A 19,777-nucleotide genomic window follows, 5' to 3' on the forward strand; every position below is an offset into this window, starting at 1 on the left:
TAAGCGGCGCTGCTCAGAATGCCACTACGCTTGGTCGGGTGTGTCCTCGACTTCGTTCAACCGCTCTGGCACGCGGCATCTCAAGGCGATGGCCACGGCCAGGACCGCCATCGCCAGGGCGGCGGCGAAGGTGGTGTGCAGGCCGTTCGTCACGGCCTCGGGGCTGGCGCGAGTGATGTCATTCGTCGCCGCTGCGCTCGCAAACACCGCGCCGAGCACGCAGGCTCCAGTGAAGAAACCCAGGTTGCGCGACAGGTTGAGCAGCCCGGCGATGACACCTCGCCTTTGGGCGGCCACATCGGCCATGACGGCCGTGTTGTTGGCGGTCTGGAAAAACGCGTAGCCCAGGGTTGTTACCACGATGGCGCTGATGTAGCCGGCGATGCCAAGGGCAGGGGGAACCAGTGACAGCATCAGGCAGCCGAGGGCCATGGTCGCCAGGCCGGCGAACCGCATGGGTTGCGCGCCGAACCGACCCGCCAGGCGTCCGGCAGGCACCCCGGCCAGCGCCGCGACGGTCGGCCCTGCCGCCAGCGTCAACCCGACGAAGGTCGCTGGCAGTCCGAGGGTGATGGACAAGTAAAAAGGCCCGACCAGTAGCGTCGCCATCATGATCGTTGCGACCAGGGCGCTCGTCGCCAGGCCCGAGACCAATGACTTGTCGCGAAACACGGCCAAGGGAATCAGCGGCGACACGGCCCGGGACTGGACCCGAACGAACAGCGCGCCGCCCACCAGCGCGGCCAGTAGCAGCGCAATGTTCAACCCGCCAAAGCTCCCGCGCCCGGCGGTCATGGCCAAGGCATAGGCGGCGAGCGTCAACGCCAACAGCACCGTGCCGGTGGTATCGAAACGAATGGTTTCCGTCTTCGGCGGCACTTGCCGCACCGGTAGCGAGTACCACGCCAGCCATAACGTCAGCAGGCCGAGAGGGATGTTGACCAGGAACAAGGCCTGCCAGCCGAACCCACTGATCAGCAGGCCGCCAAAGGAAGGGCCAAGGGCCGTGCCCACCGCCGACAGCGTTGCCAGCAGCCCCATGGCGCTGGCGGTTTTTTCCTGGGCGACCGTTTCGCCGACCAGGGCCAGGGTCAACGTCATCATGATAGCGGCCCCAGGCCCTGCAGCGCCCGGCCTGCAATCAGCAGCCAAAGCGAAGGCGCCAGGCCGCAAAGCAGCGAGGCCAAGGTGAACAAGGCGATGCCGGCCAACAGGAGCTTGCGACGGCCCATCAGGTCACCCAAGCGGCCGACGCTGACAATCAGCGTGGTCATGGCGAGCAGATAGGCCAGTATCACCCATTGGACCTGCTGGAAGGAGGTATCGAGGGCCTGGGCCAGCGTCGGCAGCGCCACGGCGGCCACACTGGCGCCCAGGGAGGCCAACAGCGTCGAGAGTGCAAGGCTGGCCAGGGCCCAACGAGGTGAAGAGAACCGGCTCGCGGTTGCCGGCCGGCTGGGTTGCGTGTGGATGGGTTTCATCGTCTCACCTGTATCCGTGGCGCTCGAAATGGCGCTGTCGGAACGTTACAACCAGGCATAACATGGCGGAAGACGCAGCGTTTGCAGGTTATAGCTGCGCCAGACGCCATCTATTCAATCGAGCCTTCGCCATGTCTTCGCCTGATCTCAATCTACTCGTCACCCTCGATGTGCTGCTCTCGGAAGGCAGCGTGGCCCGCGCCGCCCGGCGGCTGCGGCTCAGTCCATCGGCCATGAGCCGGGCACTGGCGCGATTGCGGGAAACCACCGGTGACCCGCTGTTGGTTCGGGCCGGGCGCGGGCTGGTGCCGACACCCCGTGCGCTGGAGTTGCGTGAACAGGTCAGTCAGTTGGTGCAGCAGGCTCAGGCGGTACTGCGCCCGGTGACGACGCCGGATCTTGGACGCTTGAGCCGTACCTTCACGTTGCGTACCCGCGAGGGGTTCGTGGAAAACTTTGCCATCGACCTGATCGCCCGTATTCACGAGCAAGCGCCGGGCGTGCGGTTGCGTTTCGTGGAAAAGACCGACCGGGACAGCACCGCGCTTCGCGAAGGCACGGTGGATCTGGAGACCGCCGTCGTGGACAAGGACACCAGCCCGGAGCTGCGAACCCAGGCGTTGTTCAGCGACCGCTTGATTGGCGTGGTGCGCACGGGTCACCCGCTGAGCCATGCGGCGGTGAGCGCCGCCGGCTATGCGGCGGGTGGGCATGTCGGTGTCTCGATGCGCGGGTTGGACCATGGCCTTATCGACCAGGCCCTGGCGGCGCTGAACCTGGCCCGGGACATCGTGACCACCGTGCCGGGTTTCTCCTCGGCGCTGGGGTTGGTTCGCTCCAGTGACCTGATCGCCAGCGTGCCTGAGCGCTACACCACCAGCCTGCGGGTCGGTCTGCACAGTTTCGCGCTGCCGTTCCCAGTGCCAGGGTTCACGATCGCCATGCTCTGGCATCCGCGAATGGACGCCGACCCCGTACATCGCTGGCTTCGAGGCTGTTTGCGAGAAGTGTGCGCAAGTAAACCGTAGAGGTTTAGTAGATATTCATTAATAGCACTTCGCTGGCACTTAGTTGACGAAAGTGCGACGCCGCCGGCTAATGACTAGTTATCGCTATTTAATATTTAAATAGAGTTTTGTCCGACAATCTGCAACTCGGGCAGTTGAGTGCGCGCACTAGCGAGGCAGAAACCTATTGTTTATGGGCACTAAAGGGCAGGCCGTGAAATTGAACGAAAAAAATTGCTAGACGTTTGATTTCCAATTGTGTCAGGTTTCTTACGTCCTCATTGGGCGAGTGATAGGACGATCTCGCCAGAGATCGTCTGTCTGACTAAATTGTTCCATTTGCAAACAAGGAAGTGTGTTTATGTCGAAAGTCAAAAACAGCGCTATCGATTCTGCCGAACAACTGCTCTGGGCTCCGCAACTGGCGGCTCCCAGTAATGCGTTCAACCAGATCAATAGTTTCAGCCACCAATACGACCGCGGCGGTAACCTGACCGTCAACGGCAAACCGTCGTACTCCGTCGACGAGGCGGCCACGCAGTTGTTGCGCGACGGCGCGGCTTACCAGGACCGGGACGGCAGCGGCAAGATCGAGCTGACCTATACCTTCCTGACGTCTGCCTCTTCCAGCACCATGAACAAACATGGGATCAGCGGCTTCAGCCAGTTCAGCGCCCAGCAGAAAGGCCAGGCCGCCCTGGCGATGCAATCCTGGGCGGACGTGGCCAATGTCACCTTCACCGAGAAAGCCAGCGGTGGCGACGGTCACATGACCTTCGGCAACTACAGCGGCGGCCAGGACGGCGCGGCGGCGTTCGCTTATCTGCCGGGGACCGGCGCCGGCTATGACGGGACGTCCTGGTATTTGATCAACAGCAGCTACACCCAGAACAAGAACCCGGACCTGAACAACTACGGCCGCCAGACCCTGACCCACGAAATCGGTCACACCCTCGGCCTGGCCCACCCGGGTGACTACAACGCCGGCGAAGGCAGCCCGACCTACGATGACGCCACCTATGGCCAGGACACCCGTGGCTACAGCGTCATGAGCTACTGGAGCGAAAGCAATACCGACCAGAACTTCAGCAAGGGCGGCGTCGAAGCCTACGCCTCGGGTCCGCTGATGGATGACATCGCGGCGATCCAGAAGCTCTACGGCGCCAACACCACGACCCGTACCGGCGACTCGACCTACGGTTTCAACTCCAACACCGGTCGCGATTTTCTCAGTGCGTCTTCGTCGTCGGACAAAGTGGTGTTTTCGGTATGGGACGCGGGCGGCCGCGATACCCTGGACTTCTCCGGGTTCACCCAGAACCAGAAGATCAACCTCAATGACGCCTCGTTCTCTGATGTGGGTGGCATGGTGGGTAACGTGTCCATCGCCAAGGGCGCCGTCATCGAAAATGCCATTGGCGGCTCGGGCAGCGACCTGTTGATCGGCAACTCGGTGGCCAACGAGCTCAAGGGCGGTGCCGGCAACGATATCCTGTGGGGCGCCGGTGGTGCGGACAAGCTCTGGGGCGGTTCGGGTTCGGACACCTTCGTGTTCGCCGCCAGTTCCGATTCGCGGCCGGGGGCAACCGACCAGATCCTCGATTTTGTCAGCGGCCTGGACAAGATCGACCTGACCGGCATCACCAAGGGCGCGGGCCTGCATTTCGTCAGTGCCTTCACCGGGGCGGCGGGCGATGCGGTGCTGTCGACGTCGGGTGGCAACAGCCTGCTGTCGGTGGACTTCTCCGGGCACGGCGTGGCTGACTTCCTGGTCAGCACCGTTGGCCAGGCGGCGGCCTCGGATATCGTGGCGTAAGGCTAAACCCCTGTAGGCGCTGCCGCAGGCTGCGATCTTTCAAGTGGTAGGAGAAAGATCGCAGCCTCGCTTCGCGCGACGCGCCTGCAGGACCCCGGCCAGGATCAAGCGAATGTGTAGAAAATCGATGCCCTGTAGCGTTCAGGCAACCGTCGGGTTGCTCGCTACGCTGATGATGTTTTGTGGAGAAGTCGCCATGGCGCGCAGCCTGTTGTTAGCAGAACCCTCGCAGTTGGCCGGCCAATGGCTGGCCGTTTTGTCGAGCCCGCAGGACACCGCGCAAAGCCAGGCGATGCAGGACAAACCGTCCAACACTTGCCTTGTCGAGCTCAAGGCAGACCAGACCCTCGGTGGGCAAACCGATTGTCTGGGGCACTGGTTGGGGGATGAGCCGGTTCGTTGGTTTACCGAGCCCGACGGTCTTTCCCTGATCGGCAAGCAAGACTCCAGGACGCACCTGGGGTTGCGTCAGGAACATCATTACCAAATCACCTTGAAGTCCGGTTTGATACTTAGGCTTGAACGAAATAAGCCTCGGAGCGCTCATTAACGAGTTAGTGCAGTTGCGCAATGATTGAAACACGCTTGTTCAAACAGGCGTGCGTATCGGTGCGGACCGAATAAAGATTCAAAGATTGGTCAGTTGAACTAATGGCCAGTTCGCTGGCGAAGCCAACAACAAGGAAGGTTCATGAACAAGGCAAGGAGTGCTGCCTCGGCGCCGCTGTTTAAAGCGCTGGGCGATTATAAAAGTATTCTGATCAGTGTCGGTTGTTTTACCGCGCTGATTAACGTCCTGATGCTCGCGCCTTCGATTTATATGCTGCAAGTGTATGACCGCGGGCTGTCATCACAGAACGAAACCACCCTGGTGATGTTGTCGCTGATGGTAGTGGGTTTCTTTGTGTTCATCGGGCTGCTGGAAATGGTACGCAGCTTCGTGGTCATCCGCATCGGCAGCCAGTTGGAAAGACGCTTCAACCTTCAGGTATACCGGGCCGCGTTCGAGCGCAATCTGCGCCAGGGTGAAGGCAACGCCGGGCAATCCCTGGGCGACCTCACGCATATTCGCCAATTCCTCACCGGCCCGGCGCTGTTCGCGTTCTTCGACGCGCCATGGTTTCCCGTCTATCTGCTGGTGATCTACCTGTTCAACGTGTGGCTCGGCGTGTTCGCGTCCGTCGGCACGCTGTTGTTGATCGGCTTGGCATGCCTGAACGAGGCCATGACCAAAAAAGCCTTGGGGCAGGCCAGCGTCTACTCGCAACAGTCCAGCCAATTGGCCACCAGCCATTTGCACAACGCCGAAACGATCCAGGCCATGGGCATGCTCGCGGCGCTGCGCGGCCGCTGGTTTGCCGTGCACTCACGCTTTCTCGGCCTGCAAAACCAGGCCAGCGATACTGGCGCGGTGATCAGTTCCCTGAGCAAGACCCTGCGTCTGTGCCTGCAATCACTGGTGCTGGGCTTGGGTGCATTGTTGGTGATCAAGGGCGACATGACCGCCGGGATGATGATTGCCGGGTCGATCCTGATGGGACGGGTGTTGAGCCCCATCGACCAATTGATTGCCGTGTGGAAGCAGTGGAGCGGCGCCAAGCTGGCTTACCGCCGTCTCGATGTGCTGTTGCAGGCGTTTGCGCCCCAGGACGACGGCATGACACTGCCCGCGCCCAAAGGCCAAGTGAGCTTTGAACAGGTGAGTGCCGGCCCACCGGGGCAACGCAACGCGACATTGCAGCAGGTCAGCTTCAGCCTGGCCGCCGGGGACGTGCTGGGCGTGCTGGGGGCGTCCGGTTCCGGAAAATCCACTCTGGCCCGGGTCTTGGTGGGCGTGTGGCCGACCCTCGCCGGGACGGTGCGCCTCGACGGGGCTGACATTCATCGCTGGAATCGCGACCAACTCGGCCCCCACATCGGCTATCTGCCTCAGGACATCGAACTGTTCAGCGGCAGCATCGCCGAGAACATCGCCCGGTTTCGCGATGCCGATCCGCAAAAAGTCGTCGCCGCCGCGCAACAGGCCGGGGTTCATGAGCTGATTCTGCGCCTGCCCCAGGGCTATGACACCGTGCTGGGGGAGGACGGCGGTGGATTGTCCGGCGGGCAGAAGCAACGGGTTGCGCTGGCCCGGGCGATGTACGACCGACCGAGCCTGGTGGTGCTCGACGAGCCCAACTCCAATCTCGACACGGTTGGCGAGGCCGCGCTCGCCGGTGCCATTGCGCAGATGAAGGCCCAGGGCACCAGCGTCGTGCTGGTCACCCATCGCTCCTCGGCGCTGGCCCAGGCCGACAAACTGCTGGTGCTCAACGAAGGCCGGCTCCAGGCTTTCGGGCCTAGTCAGGAAGTACTGCGGGCGCTGTCCGGCCAATCGGAGACACCACAACGGGACCGTCCCCAGGCAACCCCCAACGGGCTGAGCATGAGTCGCCAGTACCAAGCTGCCAACAAACCGGGTGGCGCATGAGCAAGGAATGCCAGATGAACCTCGAACAGGCTCAAGACGTTGAACGCCCGGAGCGCGACGCCCGTTTCTTCACCCGTATGGGCTGGGTGCTGGCGCTGGTGGGGGCCGGCAGTTTTTTCACCTGGGCCAGCCTGGCGCCGTTGGACCAAGGTATCCCCGTGCAAGGCACCGTGGTGGTTTCAGGCAAGCGCAAGGCGGTGCAATCGATGAGCAGCGGCGTGGTCAGCCGGATCCTGGTGCGCGAAGGCGAGGCGGTGAAGCAGGGCCAGCCGCTGTTTCGTCTGGACCAGACCCAGGCGGCCGCCGATGTGCAATCGCTGCAGGCGCAGTACCGAATGACCTGGGCCAGCCTGGCGCGCTGGCAAAGCGAGCGGGACAACCTGTTGCAGGTGAGTTTCCCGGCGGAGCTGAGTCGCGATCCCGATCCACGCCTGGCCCTGGTGCTCGAAGGTCAGCGGCAGTTGTTCAGCAGTCGCCGCGAAGCCTTCGCCCGGGAGCAGGCAGCGTTGCGCGCCAGCATCGAGGGTGCCACGGCGCAATTGGCCGGCATGCGTCGGGCCCGCGGCGACTTGACCGCCCAGGCCGAATCCCTGCGTCTGCAACTGGGCAACCTGCAGCCCTTGGCGGACAACGGCTACATCCCGCGCAACCGCCTGTTGGACTATCAGCGCCAGTTGTCGCAGGTGCAGCAGGAACTGGCGCAGAACAGCGGCGAAAGCGGGCGGGTGGAGCAGGGGATCGTCGAGTCGCGCCTGAAGTTGCAGCAGCACAACGAGGAATACCAGAAAGAAGTGCGCAGTCAGTTGGCCGACGCCCAGCTCAAAAGCGAAACCCTGCAACAGCAACTGAAATCCGCAGGGTTCGAGTTACAACACAGCGAAATCCTCGCCACCGCCGACGGCATCGCCGTGAACCTGGGCGTGCACACCGAAGGCGCAGTGGTGCGCCAGGGCGACACCTTGCTGGAAATCGTCCCCCAGGGCACGCGACTGGAGGTGGAAGGGCACCTACCGGTGCACCTGATCGACAAGGTCGGCCCGCATTTGCCGGTGGACATCCTGTTTACCGCCTTCAACCAGAACCGTACGCCGCGGGTGCCGGGGGAAGTCAGCCTGATTTCCGCCGACCAGATGCTCGACGAGAAGACCGGCGCGCCGTATTACGTGCTGCGCAGCAGCGTCAGCGATGTAGCGATGGACAAGCTCAACGGTCTGGTGATCAAGCCCGGCATGCCGGCCGAAATGTTCGTACGGACCGGCGAGCGCTCGTTGCTCAACTACCTGTTCAAACCGCTGCTCGACCGAGCCGGCTCTGCGTTGACCGAAGAATAAGGATGTCTGGCGGTATGAAGCGTTTCTATTGGATGGCCGTGCTGGCCGTTTCCGTGTGCGGCAACGCCTGGGCCATGGGGCCCTTCGAGTTCTACGAGCAGGCCCTGCGCAATGATCCTATCTACCTGGGCGCGATCAAGGAACGCGATGCGGGCCTGGAGAACCGCGCCATTGGCCGTGCCGGGCTGTTGCCGCACTTGGGCTACAGCTACAACAAGGGCCGCAACCAATCCAAGGTCACCTACCTCAATGACCGTGGCGCCAGCCAGCATGACGATCGCAACTACAGCAGCTACGGCTCCAGCCTGACGCTGCAACAACCCTTGCTGGACTACGAAGCGTACGCGGCCTACCGAAAGGGCGTGGCCCAGGCATTGTTCGCCGACGAAAGTTTTCGGGACAAGAGCCAGGCGCTCCTGGTGCGGGTGCTGAGTCAGTACACCCAGGCGTTGTTCGCCCAGGATCAGATCGACATTGCCCAGGCCAAGAAAAAGGCGTTCGAGCAGCAATTCCAGCAGAACGAACAACTGTTTCGTCAGGGCGAGGGCACGCGCACCGACATCCTCGAGGCGCAGGCGCGCTATGAGCTGGCAATCGCCGAAGAAATCGAGGCGCGGGACGAGCAGGACGCCGCCTTGCGTGAGCTCGGCTCGCTGATAGGCGTCCCGGCCTTGGATATCGGCGACCTGGCGCCGTTGCACGACACCTTCCAGACCTTTGCCTTGCAGCCGGCCAGTTTCGACACCTGGCACGAACTGGCGGTGAGCAACAATCCCAGCCTAGCGTCCCAGCGCCAGGCGGTGGATGTGGCGCGCTTCGAGGTCGAACGCAACCGCGCCGGACACCTGCCCAAGGTCAGTGCCTACGCAACAATGCGCCAGAACGAATCGGAAAGTGGCAACACCTACAACCAGCGCTACGACACCAACACCATCGGCCTGGAAGTCAGCGTGCCGCTGTATGCCGGCGGCGGTGTCTCGGCGTCGACCCGCCAGGCCAGCCGCAACATGGAACAGGCCGAGTACGAGCTGGAGGCCAAGACCCGCGAGACGCTGATCGAACTGCGCCGTCAGTTCAGCGCCTGCGTGTCGGGGATGAACAAACTGCGCGCCTACCAGAAAGCCCTCAGCTCCGCCGAAGCGCTGGTGGTATCGACCCGGCAAAGCATCCTCGGCGGCGAGCGGGTCAACCTCGACGCGCTCAATGCCGAGCAACAGCTCTACACCACTCGCCGCGACCTGGCCCAGGCCCGCTACGACTACCTCATGGCCTGGACCAAGTTGCATTACTACGCCGGCACCCTCGGCCCGCAGGACCTGGCGAAGGTGGATGAGGCGTTTGTGTCCCGGGTGCCCATTCAATGACCTGTGGCGAGGGAGCTTGCTCCCGCTCGAGTGCGGAGCGCTCGCAGGCTTTTTTGGGGCCGCTGTGCAGCCCAGCGGGAGCAAGCTCCCTCGCCACAGAAGCCAAGCAAACACAGGATTTTTTGCAACAACTAAGGATGGTTCGTGATGAAAATCGATAACAAAAAACACCCCAGGCCGGCAGGTCGCCTGTTTCTGCCCAAGGCCCTCAACCATGCCATGCTCTGCGCACTGGCGACCTTGGGCACGGCCCAGGCGGCGCCTTATGTCGAGAGTGGCAGGGCGGGTGACCCGGACAGCTGGCGCAGCAGCGAATTCAACGCCGAATGGGGGCTGGGGGCGATCAACGCGCAGCAGGCCTACGCCGCCGGCTACACCGGCAAGGGCGTCAAGCTGGGGATCTTCGACCAGCCGGTCTACGCGGCCCACCCGGAGTTCTCCGGCACCGGCAAAGTCGTGACCTTGGTTACCAGCGGCATTCGTGAATACACCGATCCCTACATCCCGGTAAAGGCCGGTGATCCATTCCGCTACGACGGCTCACCCACCGTCGGCTCGGACGGTAAGCTGGGGTCCCATGGCACCCATGTCGGCGGGATCGCCGCCGGCAGCCGCGACGGCAGCCCGATGCACGGCGTGGCGTTCGATGCGCAGATCATCAGCGCTGACAACGGCGACCCGGGGCCCGAAGACGGTATCATCCGCGGCAACGATGGCGCGGTGTACAAGGCCGGTTGGGACGCGCTGATCGCCAGCGGCGCACGGATCATCAACAACAGCTGGGGCATTGGTATCACCGACCGCTTCGACCAGGGCGGTCGCGACCCGGCGTTCCCGCACTTCACCGTGCAGGATGCGCAACTGCAATTCGATCAGATCAAACCCCTGTTGGGCACCAAGCCCGGCGGCGCCTACGAGGGGGCTATCGCCGCGGCCCGCAGCGGGATCGTGACGATCTTCGCCGCAGGTAACGACTACAACCTCAATAATCCCGATGCCATCGCGGGCCTGGCGTACTTCGTCCCGGACATCGCGCCGAACTGGCTCACCGTGGCGGCGCTGCAGGTCAACCCGGACAGCGCCAGCGCCGATCCGTACACCATCAGTACCTTCTCGTCGCGCTGCGGCTACACCGCCAGTTTCTGCGTGTCGGCACCGGGCACCCGGGTCTACAGCGCGGTGATCGGCGGTACCCGTGCCGACGACCTGACCGTGGGCTACGCCAACAAGAGCGGCACGTCCATGGCCGCGCCCCATGTCGCCGGCAGCGTGGCGGTGTTGATGGAGCGTTTCCCCTATATGACCGGCGCCCAGGTCGCGAGCGTGCTGCGTACCACCGCCACCGACATGGGCGCGCCGGGAGTCGATTCGTTGTACGGCTGGGGCATGATCAACCTCGGCAAGGCCATCGACGGTCCGTCGATGCTGGTGACCGAACAGGACATCCCCGCGGAGTTTCGCATCGATGGCGCCTATGGCTCCGGTCAGTTCGTGGCGGACTTGCCGGGCATCGGCGCGATCATCGATGCCGGCAAACCCACGGAACGGGTGTGCAGCGGCATCCAATGTGGCCTGGACGTTTGGCGCAACGACATTGCCGGTCACGGCGGGCTGACCAAGGAAGGCATCGGCACCCTGGTGCTCACCGGCGAAAACACCTACAGCGGGCCGACCCTGGTCAATCAAGGGCGACTGGCGATCAATGGCTCGCTGGCGTCGGCGGTTACCGTCAACGACAGCGGCATCCTCGGCGGTAACGGGCGCATCGCCAGCCTGACCGCCAGCCGCGGCGGCAGCGTGGCGCCGGGCAACTCCATCGGCACCTTGCAGGTGGCCGGCGACGTGACCTTTCAACCCGGTTCGAACTACGCAGTGGAAGTCTCGCCCACCTCCAGCGACCTGATCGTGGCGGGCGGCAAGGCGTCCATTGACGGGGCGACGGTGTCACTGTCCTTGGAAAACAGCCCGACGCTGCTGACGGCTGGCGAAGTGAAGAGCTTGCTGGGCAGGCAGTTCAATATCTTGCAGGCCGCCGGTGGCATTGATGGGCGTTTCGCTGAAGTCTTGCCCAACTACGCGTTTCTGGGGGGCGACCTGGCGTACAGCGCCAGCGGCATTCAACTGGCGGTCGAGCGTAACGACGCGTCATTTGCCAGCCTCGGCTTGACGCCCAACCAGCGCTCCGTGGCCACTGCCGCCGAGCAATTGGGCGCTGGCAACGGCTTGTACGAGGCCTTGCTGCTGGCACCCAGCGCCGCCGTGGCACAGCAGGCGTTCCAGCAGTTGTCCGGTGAAATCCATCCGGCCATCGGCACGCTGCTGATCAATGACAGCCGTCAATTGCGCGACGCCGTGGGTGATCGCCTGCGCCAAGGCGCGCTCTACGACGCCGGGACGCCGACCGACACTGGTAGCAATGCCTGGTTCAAAGTGCTGGGCGCTTGGGGCAAGAACGAGGGTGGGCATGATCAAGCCAGTACCACCAGCTCCATCGGTGGATTGCTGGCCGGTGTCGATGGCCTGATCGGCGACCAGACACGCCTGGGCTTCGTCACCGGCTACAGCGACAGTTCGTTGAGCATGGGCGATGGCACCCATTCCTCGGCCAAGGCCGACAGCTATCACCTGGGTGTCTATGTGGGGCATGAGATCGACGCGCTGCGCCTGACCGTCGGCGGCGCCCACAGCTGGCATCGCATCGACGTCAAGCGTGACCTGCAATGGGGCGACGTCAGTGGCCGGGAGAAAACCAAGCGCGATGCCCGGACCACCCAGCTCTTCACCGAAGCGGGGTATCGCCTGGACGGGCAAGCGGTGGCCCTGGAACCGTTCGCCAACCTGGCCTATGTGCACCTGGACAGCGACAGCTTCCATGAGAAAGGCGACAACGCGGCCCTGCACGGTGGCGACGACCGTCGCGATGCCGTGCTCTCGACCCTGGGCGTGCGGGCCAGCCACACCCTGGCGCTGTCGGATCAACAGCAACTGCAGCTGTCCGGCTCCCTCGGCTGGCAGCACAACCTGAGCCATACCACGTCCGAACAGGATCTGGCCTTCGCCGGCAGCAGCAACACCTTCGCGGTGCAGAGCGTGTCCATGGACCGTAACGCCGCCGTGGTCGGCGCCCGTGCCGGGCTCGCGGTCGCCAAGGATGTGCGGGTCAACCTCGACTACAACGGCCTGATCGGCTCCCGGGATAAAACCCACGGCGTGGGCCTGACCCTGGATTGGCAGTTCTGACCAAGAAGAAGGGCTGGACATACCCCTGTGGCGAGGGAGCTTGCTCGCGCTGGAGTGCGAAGCGCTCCCCAGGACGGCTGCTACGCACCCGAGCGGGAGCAAGCGCCCTCGCCACAAACTGTACCTCCCGGTTCTAGCATTCCAACAACAAAAAGAGAGCAGCAAGCATGGGTATCTACGACTACAAGAACCTCGGCACCACCGAATCCAAGGCACTGGTCAGCGACGCAATGGCGATCATGCTGTACGCCTACCACAACCTCGACCACGGCTTTGCCGCCGGGTACCAGCACAACGGCTTCGGTGCCGGCCTGCCGGCGACCCTGGTCACCGCGCTGCTGGGGGGCACCGATTCCCAAGGGGTGATTCCCGGCGTGCCGTGGAACCCGGATTCGGAAAAACTGGCCCTGGAAGCGGTGCAGAAGGCTGGCTGGACGCCCATCAGCGCCACGCAACTGGGCTACGCCGGCAAGGTGGATGGCCGCGGGACGTTTTTTGGTGAGAAAACCGGCTACACCACCGCGCAGGTCGAGATCCTCGGCAAGTACGACAGCGCGGGTCACCTGCAGGAAATCGGTGTGTCGTTTCGCGGCACCAGCGGCCCTCGGGAAAACCTGATTGGCGATTCCATTGGCGACGTGATCAACGACCTGATGGCCGCCCTGGGGCCCAAGGACTATGCAAAAAACTACGCCGGCGAAGCCTTTGGCAACCTGCTGGGGGACGTCGCCAAGTTTGCCCAGGCCCATGGCCTGACGGGGCGGACGTGCTGGTCAGCGGCCACAGCCTGGGCGGTCTGGCGGTCAACAGCCTGGCGGACTTGAGCCCCAGCCAATGGTCGGGGTTCTACGCCGATGCCAATTACATCGCCTACGCTTCGCCGACCCAGAGCAGTACCGATAAGGTCTTGAACATCGGTTACGAGAACGATCCGGTGTTCCGCGCCCTGGACGGCTCGACGTTCAACCTCGCGTCGGTGGGCGTGCACGATGGGCAACAGGAGTCGGCCACCAACAACATCGTCAGCTTCAACGACCACTACGCTTCGGCGGCATGGAACGTCTTGCCGTTTTCCATCCTCAACATCCCCACCTGGATTTCCCACCTGCCCAGCGGCTACAGCGATGGCATGGGCCGGATCATGAACTCGGCGTTCTACGACCTCACCGAAAAAGACTCCACCATTATCGTCGCCAACCTCTCAGACCCCGCCCGGGCCAATACCTGGGTGCAGGACCTCAACCGCAACGCTCAAATCCATACCGGCAGCACATTCATCATAGGCAGCGACAGCAACGACCTGATCCAGGGCGGCCAGGGCAACGACTACCTGGAAGGCCGCGCCGGCAACGACACCTTTCGCGATGGCGGTGGTTACAACGTGATACTGGGCGGGCAGGGCAGCAACAGCCTGCAACTGCAGCAGTCGGTGAAGGATTTCAGTTTCGCCCATGACGGGGCTGGGACGCTGTACCTGCGCGATGCCCATGGCGCGATCAGTATCACCCGCGACATCGGCACGCTGGTCAGCAAGGAGTCCGGGTTGTTCTGGGGGCTGCTCAAGGATGAGGTGAGCCACAGCGTCACCGTCAATGGCCTGGTGGCGGGCGGCAACCTGACGGCGTATGCGTCTTCGGTCAAGGGCAGTGCGGCCAACGACACCCTGGTGGCGAGCGCGAAGGGTGACTGGCTGTTCGGCCAGGGCGGCAACGACGTGCTGGTGGGCGGCGCGGGTAACGACACCTTCGTCGGCGGTGCGGGCAACGACCTGATGCAATCGGGCGGTGGTAACGACACCTTCCTGTTCAATGGTGCGTTCGGCCAGGATCGGATCAGCGGTTATGAGGCGGGGGACAAGCTGGTGTTCCTCGGTGTACCCGGCGCCGGGGCCGCTCATGACTACAGGGAGCACCTGTCACAGGTGGGCAGTGACACGCTGCTCAAGGTCGGTGACAGTTCCGTGACCCTGGTGGGGGTTGCTATCGGTCAGGTTGGCGGCGAAGGGATCGTGTTCGCCTGAGATCGCTATCGCGAGCAAGCTCGCTCCCACAGTGGTTCACAGGTGTACGCAGGATTTGTGTTCACCACCGGACTTTGTGGGAGCGGGCTTGCTCGCGAAGGGGTCTGAACATTCAACATCATTGCAAACTGACCCACCGCTATCGCGAGCAAGCTCGCTCCCACAGTGGTTCATAGGTGTACGCAGGATTTGTGTTCACCACCGGACTTTGTGGGAGCGAGCTTGCTCGCGATGGCGGCTGAACATTCAACATCATTGCAAACTGACCCACCGCTATCGTGAGCAGGCTCGCTCCCACAGTGGTTCACAGGTGTACGCAGGATTTGTGTTCACCACCGGACTTTGTGGGAGCGGGCTTGCTCGCGAAGGGTCTGAACATTCAACATCATTGCAAACTGACCCACCGCTATCGCGAGCAAGCTCGCTCCCACAGTGGTTCACAGGTGTACGCAGGATTTGTGTTCACCACCGGACTTTGTGGGAGCGAGCTTGCTCGCGATGGCCGCCCGCCAGGCGAGTGACTGGAAATCAGTCTTCCTTGCGAATGGTTGCCACATCATCGGCGCGGACCCGGACTTTCCTGCCGGAAATATCCTCGAATTCGTAGAAGCCGTCGGCGGTACGGGTGTTAGGGGTGTCCTTGGTCAAATACTGGGTACCGTTTTGCAAGGTCACTACCGTGGGCGACGCGCAGCCAGCCAGAGCCATAAATGCCACGGCGACCAGGGGTACGCCCAGAAACCTGATGTTCATAACCATAACCTCTCAATCAAAAGGACACGGAGCAACTGATTCGACCGCGCCATCACATTAGCTAACCGCCATTGGTCTCGCTTGCCGTAGGAAAGTTCATCGCTAGCTGAAGGATTTCACCTTAAATATAGGAGACCGTTCATCTTTTGCGGTTGCCTGAGCGGTTTACAGCTGTTATCTGTATGCATAACCAGTACCTCCGACACCCTTGGCGTTTCTTCCCGTGGCAACCCGTTCTCTCGACGATCCGTATTACTACCTGAACAACTTCCAGCAAGTGCTCGCGTGGTTGAGCCAGCGTTATGCGGACGTGCTCAGCCACGAAGAGCAGCGCTTCATCGGCGCTTTCGCAGCGCTGCCCCGTGCTTCCCAAGGCTTGTTGGTGCGGATGGTGATGCGCAAGGGGCTGCGGTTTCGTCATAGCAAGCTGAGTTACCCGGAAATCGGCGACATTGGCGCCGCCGTCGCGCCGCTATTGGCCTTGGGATGGGTCGAGGAACAGGCCCCCATCGGGCTCGTTGAACTGTTCGACGTGCTGCTCAAGGCGGAAATCCTTCTATGCCTGGGTCACCTGATCGAACAGCCCAAGGCGAAAAAGGCCGAATGGCTCCAGGCCCTGGATAATCACCCCAGCCCGCTCCAGCCTTTTCGCACCTGGTGTCCGCAGCTTGACGAGCGCCTGTACAGCCTGACGATCATGCCTCTGTGCGACAGGCTGCGCTTGATGTTCTTTGGCAACCTCTACCAGGATTGGTCGGAATTCGTCCTGGCGGACCTGGGCATCTTCACCTACGAAACCGTTGAGTTCAGCGCCGAGTCACGGGGCTTGCGCAGTCGCGAAGACGTCGATGCCTGCCTGTTCCTGCACGACTGCCAGCAGCGCTTCGAAGCCGGCGAGCCCCTGGAAGATATCGTCGCCCAGGTCAACGAACTGTCCTTGGAAAATCCGTGGCTGGAGCGACGCCGGGGCAAGTTGTTGTTCCAGATCGGCCAGCATGGCGAGCGTATCGGCGATTTCGCCCTGGCCTTGCGCATCTATCGCGATTGCACCTACCCGGGCGCTCGGCTGCGGATGGTCCGGGTATTGGAGCGAATCGGCGAGTATGCCCTGGCCCTTGAACTGGGCGAGGCGGCGGCGCAGACACCACAGAGCGCTGCCGAAACCCAGGCCTTGCTTCGGATCGTGCCTCGCCTGCGGCGCAAGCTGGGCGGCCCGCCAGTGCCACGGGTCATGGCCCGGGAAGTGGAGCGCCTGGAACTGCATCTGCCGCGCGTCGATCCGGGCCTGTCGGTGGAATACCACGTCCAGGCCCACCTGCACGATGAAACCGCGCCGGTGCATTACGTCGAAAACAGCCTGATCAATTCACTGTTCGGCCTGCTGTGCTGGCCGGCGATCTTCGCGCCGTTGCCGGGCGCGTTTTTCCACCCGTTCCAGCGCGGGCCGGTCGACCTGCTCAATGAAGATTTCCATGCCCGTCGCGCCGAGTTGTTCGCGGCCTGCCTGGCAGAGTTGGACGATGGCCGCTATCGGCAGACCATCGGTCGTCGTTACGTTGAAAAGTGGGGCGTGCAATCGCCTTTCGTGTTCTGGGGCGCGTTGTCCGAGCCCTTGCTGGAACAGGCCCTCGATTGCTTGCCGGCCGAGCACCTCAAGCACTGGTTCCAGCGCCTGCTGCTGGACATCAAGGCCAACCGCGCCGGCATGCCGGACCTGATCCAGTTCTGGCCGCAGCACAAGACTTACCGCATGATCGAAGTCAAAGGCCCCGGTGACCGCCTGCAAGACAACCAATTGCGTTGGCTGGAGTTCTGTCATGAGCACCAGATGCCCGTCGCCGTTTGCTATGTGCAATGGGCAGAGTCTGCCATCGCGAGCGGGCTCGCTCCCGCAGAAGACGAGCCACCCCAGATCATCTATGGGAGCGAGCTTGCTCGCGATGGGCGCAGATGAGCCCGACACCCAGCTACAGCATCGCCGTGCGAGCGCTGTGTGAGTTCACCGCCAAGGTGGGCGACCTTGACCTGCGCTTCACCCCCTCGCCGACAGCCCTGGAAGGCATCGCCGGCCATCGCACCGTCGCCTCGCGGCGCACCGAGGGTTATCAGGCTGAAGTGGCCCTCGAAGGTCACTGGCAAACATTGACGGTCAAAGGCCGGGCCGACGGCTACGACCCGGTCCGCCAGTGCCTTGAAGAGGTGAAGACCTATCGGGGCGACCTGAGCAAACAGCCGGCCAACCATCGCCAGTTGCATTGGGCCCAGGCGAAAATCTATGGCTGGCTGATGTGCCAAAAGCTGCAGTTGCCGCACATCGACGTGGCGCTAGTGTATTTCGACATCGTCAGCGAAAAGGAAACCTGCCTCACCCAACGCTTCGAGGCGGCCCAGTTGCAAACCTTCTTCGAAGCACAATGCGCGCTGTTCCTGGCCTGGGCCGAGCAGGAAATGGCCCATCGGCAGGCGCGTAACCTCGGCGCGCAGGCCCTGGTCTTCCCCCATGCGAGTTTCAGGCCCGGGCAACGGCACTTGGCCGAGTCGGTGTTCAAGGCAATCAGTACCGGCCGCTGCCTGATGGCCCAGGCGCCCACCGGCATCGGCAAGACCGTCGGCACCTTGTTCCCGATGCTCAAGGCGTTGGCGCCCCAGCAACTGGACAAAGTGTACTTCCTCACGGCGAAAACCCCGGGGCGCAAGCTGGCCCTGGATGCGGCACGCGTGATTACCCGCAGCGCGCCGTCGATGCCGCTGCGGGTGCTGGAAATGATCGCCCGGGACAAGGCCTGCGAACACCCGGACAAAGCCTGCCATGGCGAGTCCTGTCCGCTGGCCCGAGGTTTCTATGACCGCCTGCCGGGCGCCCGGGCGGCGGCAAGCCAAGTCTGCTGGCTGGATCAGGCGGCATTGCGCGACATTGCATTGGCCCATGAGGTGTGCCCGTATTACCTCAGCCAGGAAATGGCCCGTTGGGCCGACGTGGTGGTGGCCGACTACAACTATTACTTCGACTTCAGCGCCTTGCTCTTTGGCCTGGCCCAGGCCAATGGCTGGACAGTCGCGACCCTGGTGGACGAGGCCCATAACCTGGTGGAACGCGGGCGGCAGATGTACAGCGCGACCCTTGACCAGGCCACGTTGAGCAGCGTGCGCAAAACCGCCCCCGAACCGCTGAAGAAATCCCTGGAGCGGGTCAATCGCCAGTGGAACGCCTTGCATACGCTCCAGGTAGCGGCCTATCAGGCCTATGAAAAACTGCCGGAAAAGTTGCTCCAGGCCTTGGCCACCTGTACCACCGCCATCGGCGATTACCTCAACGATCACCCCCAGGGCCTGGACAGTGGCTTACAGGCGTTCTACTTCGACGCCTTGCAGTTCGGCCGGGTGGCGGAAGCCTTCGACGAGCACTTTCTGTTCGACATCCACAAGCGCGAACTCGGCCGCCAGCGCAGCCTGTCGACGCTGTGCCTGCGCAACGTGGTGCCGGCCGCGTTCCTGCGGCCCAGGCTGACGGCGGCCCGCAGCACCGTGCTGTTTTCGGCGACCCTGAGCCCTCGACATTACTACGCAGACTTGCTGGGAACGCCGGGCGATACGGTGTGGATCGATGTCGAATCGCCGTTCAAGGCCGAGCAGCTGGACGTACAGGTGGTCAGCCGCATCTCCACGCGCTTTGCCCATCGCCAGGCGTCCCTGGAACCGATTGTCACGTTGATGGCCCGCCAGTTCAGCGAGCGCCCGGGCAACTACCTGGCCTTTTTCAGCAGCTTCGATTACTTGCAGCAAGTGGCCGGGCTGTTTGCCGAGCGGCACCCGCAGATCGCCCTCTGGACGCAATCGCGGGGCATGGGCGAAGCCCCCCGGCAGGCGTTTCTCGAACGATTCATGGAACACAGCCAAGGCATTGGCTTTGCGGTGCTGGGCGGCGCGTTCGGCGAGGGCATCGACTTGCCGGGTTCACGCCTGATCGGTGCGTTCATCGCTACCTTGGGGCTGGCGCAGTTCAACCCGGTCAATGAGCAGATGAAGCAACGCATGGCGGCGATCTTCGGCGATGGCTATGACTACACTTACCTGTATCCCGGCTTGCAGAAGGTCGTACAGGCGGCAGGCCGCGTGATCCGCACCCAACAGGATCGCGGGGTGGTGATGCTGATCGATGATCGGTTCGGCGAGGCCAGGGTGCAGCAGCTATTGCCGCGCTGGTGGTCAGTTACCCAAGAGGCCCACAAATCCCCTTGTGGGAGCGAGCTTGCTCGCGATGGCAGACTGTCAGCCAGCATTGATGCAAACTGACC

The 19,777-nt window shown here is 62.8% G+C and carries 10 protein-coding genes and 2 pseudogenes; 10 read left to right on the top strand and 2 right to left on the bottom strand.

Annotated features, from left to right (window positions below; genetic code table 11):
• Nucleotides 1–24: 24 nt before the first annotated feature.
• Nucleotides 25–1,481 (bottom strand): annotated as a pseudogene (locus tag ACZ5M5_RS15105) (MFS transporter).
• Between the two features lie 131 nt (nt 1,482–1,612).
• Between ACZ5M5_RS15105 and ACZ5M5_RS15110 the strand changes: the two are divergent.
• The 8 genes and pseudogenes from ACZ5M5_RS15110 (at nt 1,613) to ACZ5M5_RS15145 (ending at nt 14,729) form a co-directional block, all read left to right on the top strand.
• On the top strand, nt 1,613–2,509 hold the full coding sequence (locus tag ACZ5M5_RS15110; RefSeq protein WP_060742414.1) for a LysR family transcriptional regulator: 897 nt from the start codon (nt 1,613–1,615) through the stop codon (nt 2,507–2,509).
• A 340-nt stretch (nt 2,510–2,849) separates the two neighbouring features.
• Nucleotides 2,850–4,304, top strand: coding sequence for a serralysin family metalloprotease (locus ACZ5M5_RS15115; protein ID WP_060742413.1), 1,455 nt, complete (start codon nt 2,850–2,852; stop codon nt 4,302–4,304).
• Between the two features lie 127 nt (nt 4,305–4,431).
• On the top strand, nt 4,432–4,854 hold the full coding sequence (locus tag ACZ5M5_RS15120; protein WP_464737515.1) for an AprI/Inh family metalloprotease inhibitor: 423 nt from the start codon (nt 4,432–4,434) through the stop codon (nt 4,852–4,854).
• Nucleotides 4,855–4,995: 141 nt separating this feature from the next.
• Entirely contained in the window at nt 4,996–6,774 is a 1,779-nt protein-coding gene (locus tag ACZ5M5_RS15125; RefSeq protein ID WP_464737516.1) for a type I secretion system permease/ATPase, read from the top strand.
• The gene (locus ACZ5M5_RS15130; RefSeq protein WP_060742410.1) at nt 6,771–8,105 is read left to right on the top strand and encodes an HlyD family type I secretion periplasmic adaptor subunit; all 1,335 of its coding nucleotides are present in this window, start codon (nt 6,771–6,773) and stop codon (nt 8,103–8,105) included. Before ACZ5M5_RS15125 ends, ACZ5M5_RS15130 begins: the two co-directional genes overlap by 4 nt.
• A gap of 14 nt (nt 8,106–8,119) precedes the next feature.
• A complete protein-coding gene (locus tag ACZ5M5_RS15135; protein ID WP_464737517.1) occupies nt 8,120–9,469 on the top strand; it encodes a TolC family outer membrane protein in 1,350 nt (449 codons plus the stop codon).
• A 219-nt stretch (nt 9,470–9,688) separates the two neighbouring features.
• Nucleotides 9,689–12,709, top strand: a complete 3,021-nt coding sequence (locus tag ACZ5M5_RS15140; RefSeq protein WP_464739388.1) for an autotransporter domain-containing protein — start codon at nt 9,689–9,691, stop codon at nt 12,707–12,709.
• A gap of 167 nt (nt 12,710–12,876) precedes the next feature.
• Nucleotides 12,877–14,729 (top strand): annotated as a pseudogene (locus ACZ5M5_RS15145) (polyurethane esterase).
• Between the two features lie 528 nt (nt 14,730–15,257).
• Here ACZ5M5_RS15145 and ACZ5M5_RS15150 read toward each other — a convergent pair.
• Nucleotides 15,258–15,482 carry a YgdI/YgdR family lipoprotein gene (locus tag ACZ5M5_RS15150; protein WP_060743223.1) on the bottom strand — a complete coding sequence of 75 codons (225 nt, stop codon included), beginning with the start codon at nt 15,480–15,482 and terminating at the stop codon, nt 15,258–15,260.
• Nucleotides 15,483–15,705: 223 nt separating this feature from the next.
• Between ACZ5M5_RS15150 and ACZ5M5_RS15155 the strand changes: the two genes are divergently transcribed.
• Nucleotides 15,706–17,436: a VRR-NUC domain-containing protein gene (locus ACZ5M5_RS15155; protein ID WP_464737518.1), complete on the top strand. Its 1,731-nt coding sequence runs from the start codon at nt 15,706–15,708 to the stop codon at nt 17,434–17,436.
• Nucleotides 17,433–19,775 carry an ATP-dependent DNA helicase gene (locus ACZ5M5_RS15160; RefSeq protein WP_464737519.1) on the top strand — a complete coding sequence of 781 codons (2,343 nt, stop codon included), beginning with the start codon at nt 17,433–17,435 and terminating at the stop codon, nt 19,773–19,775. The genes ACZ5M5_RS15155 and ACZ5M5_RS15160 overlap by 4 nt, the downstream gene beginning before the upstream one ends.
• Nucleotides 19,776–19,777 lie beyond the last annotated feature (2 nt).

It is taken from the genome of Pseudomonas sp. Van50, from assembly GCF_055390755.1.

Coding starts and splice junctions, on each gene's coding strand:
- ACZ5M5_RS15115 (WP_060742413.1), top strand. CDS start 2,850: ATGTCGAAAGTCAAAAACAGCGCTATCGATTCTGCCGAACAACTGCTC.
- ACZ5M5_RS15125 (WP_464737516.1), top strand. CDS start 4,996: ATGAACAAGGCAAGGAGTGCTGCCTCGGCGCCGCTGTTTAAAGCGCTG.
- ACZ5M5_RS15150 (WP_060743223.1), bottom strand. CDS start 15,482: ATGAACATCAGGTTTCTGGGCGTACCCCTGGTCGCCGTGGCATTTATG.
- ACZ5M5_RS15135 (WP_464737517.1), top strand. CDS start 8,120: ATGAAGCGTTTCTATTGGATGGCCGTGCTGGCCGTTTCCGTGTGCGGC.
- ACZ5M5_RS15140 (WP_464739388.1), top strand. CDS start 9,689: ATGCTCTGCGCACTGGCGACCTTGGGCACGGCCCAGGCGGCGCCTTAT.
- ACZ5M5_RS15160 (WP_464737519.1), top strand. CDS start 17,433: ATGAGCCCGACACCCAGCTACAGCATCGCCGTGCGAGCGCTGTGTGAG.
- ACZ5M5_RS15120 (WP_464737515.1), top strand. CDS start 4,432: ATGCCCTGTAGCGTTCAGGCAACCGTCGGGTTGCTCGCTACGCTGATG.
- ACZ5M5_RS15110 (WP_060742414.1), top strand. CDS start 1,613: ATGTCTTCGCCTGATCTCAATCTACTCGTCACCCTCGATGTGCTGCTC.
- ACZ5M5_RS15130 (WP_060742410.1), top strand. CDS start 6,771: ATGAGCAAGGAATGCCAGATGAACCTCGAACAGGCTCAAGACGTTGAA.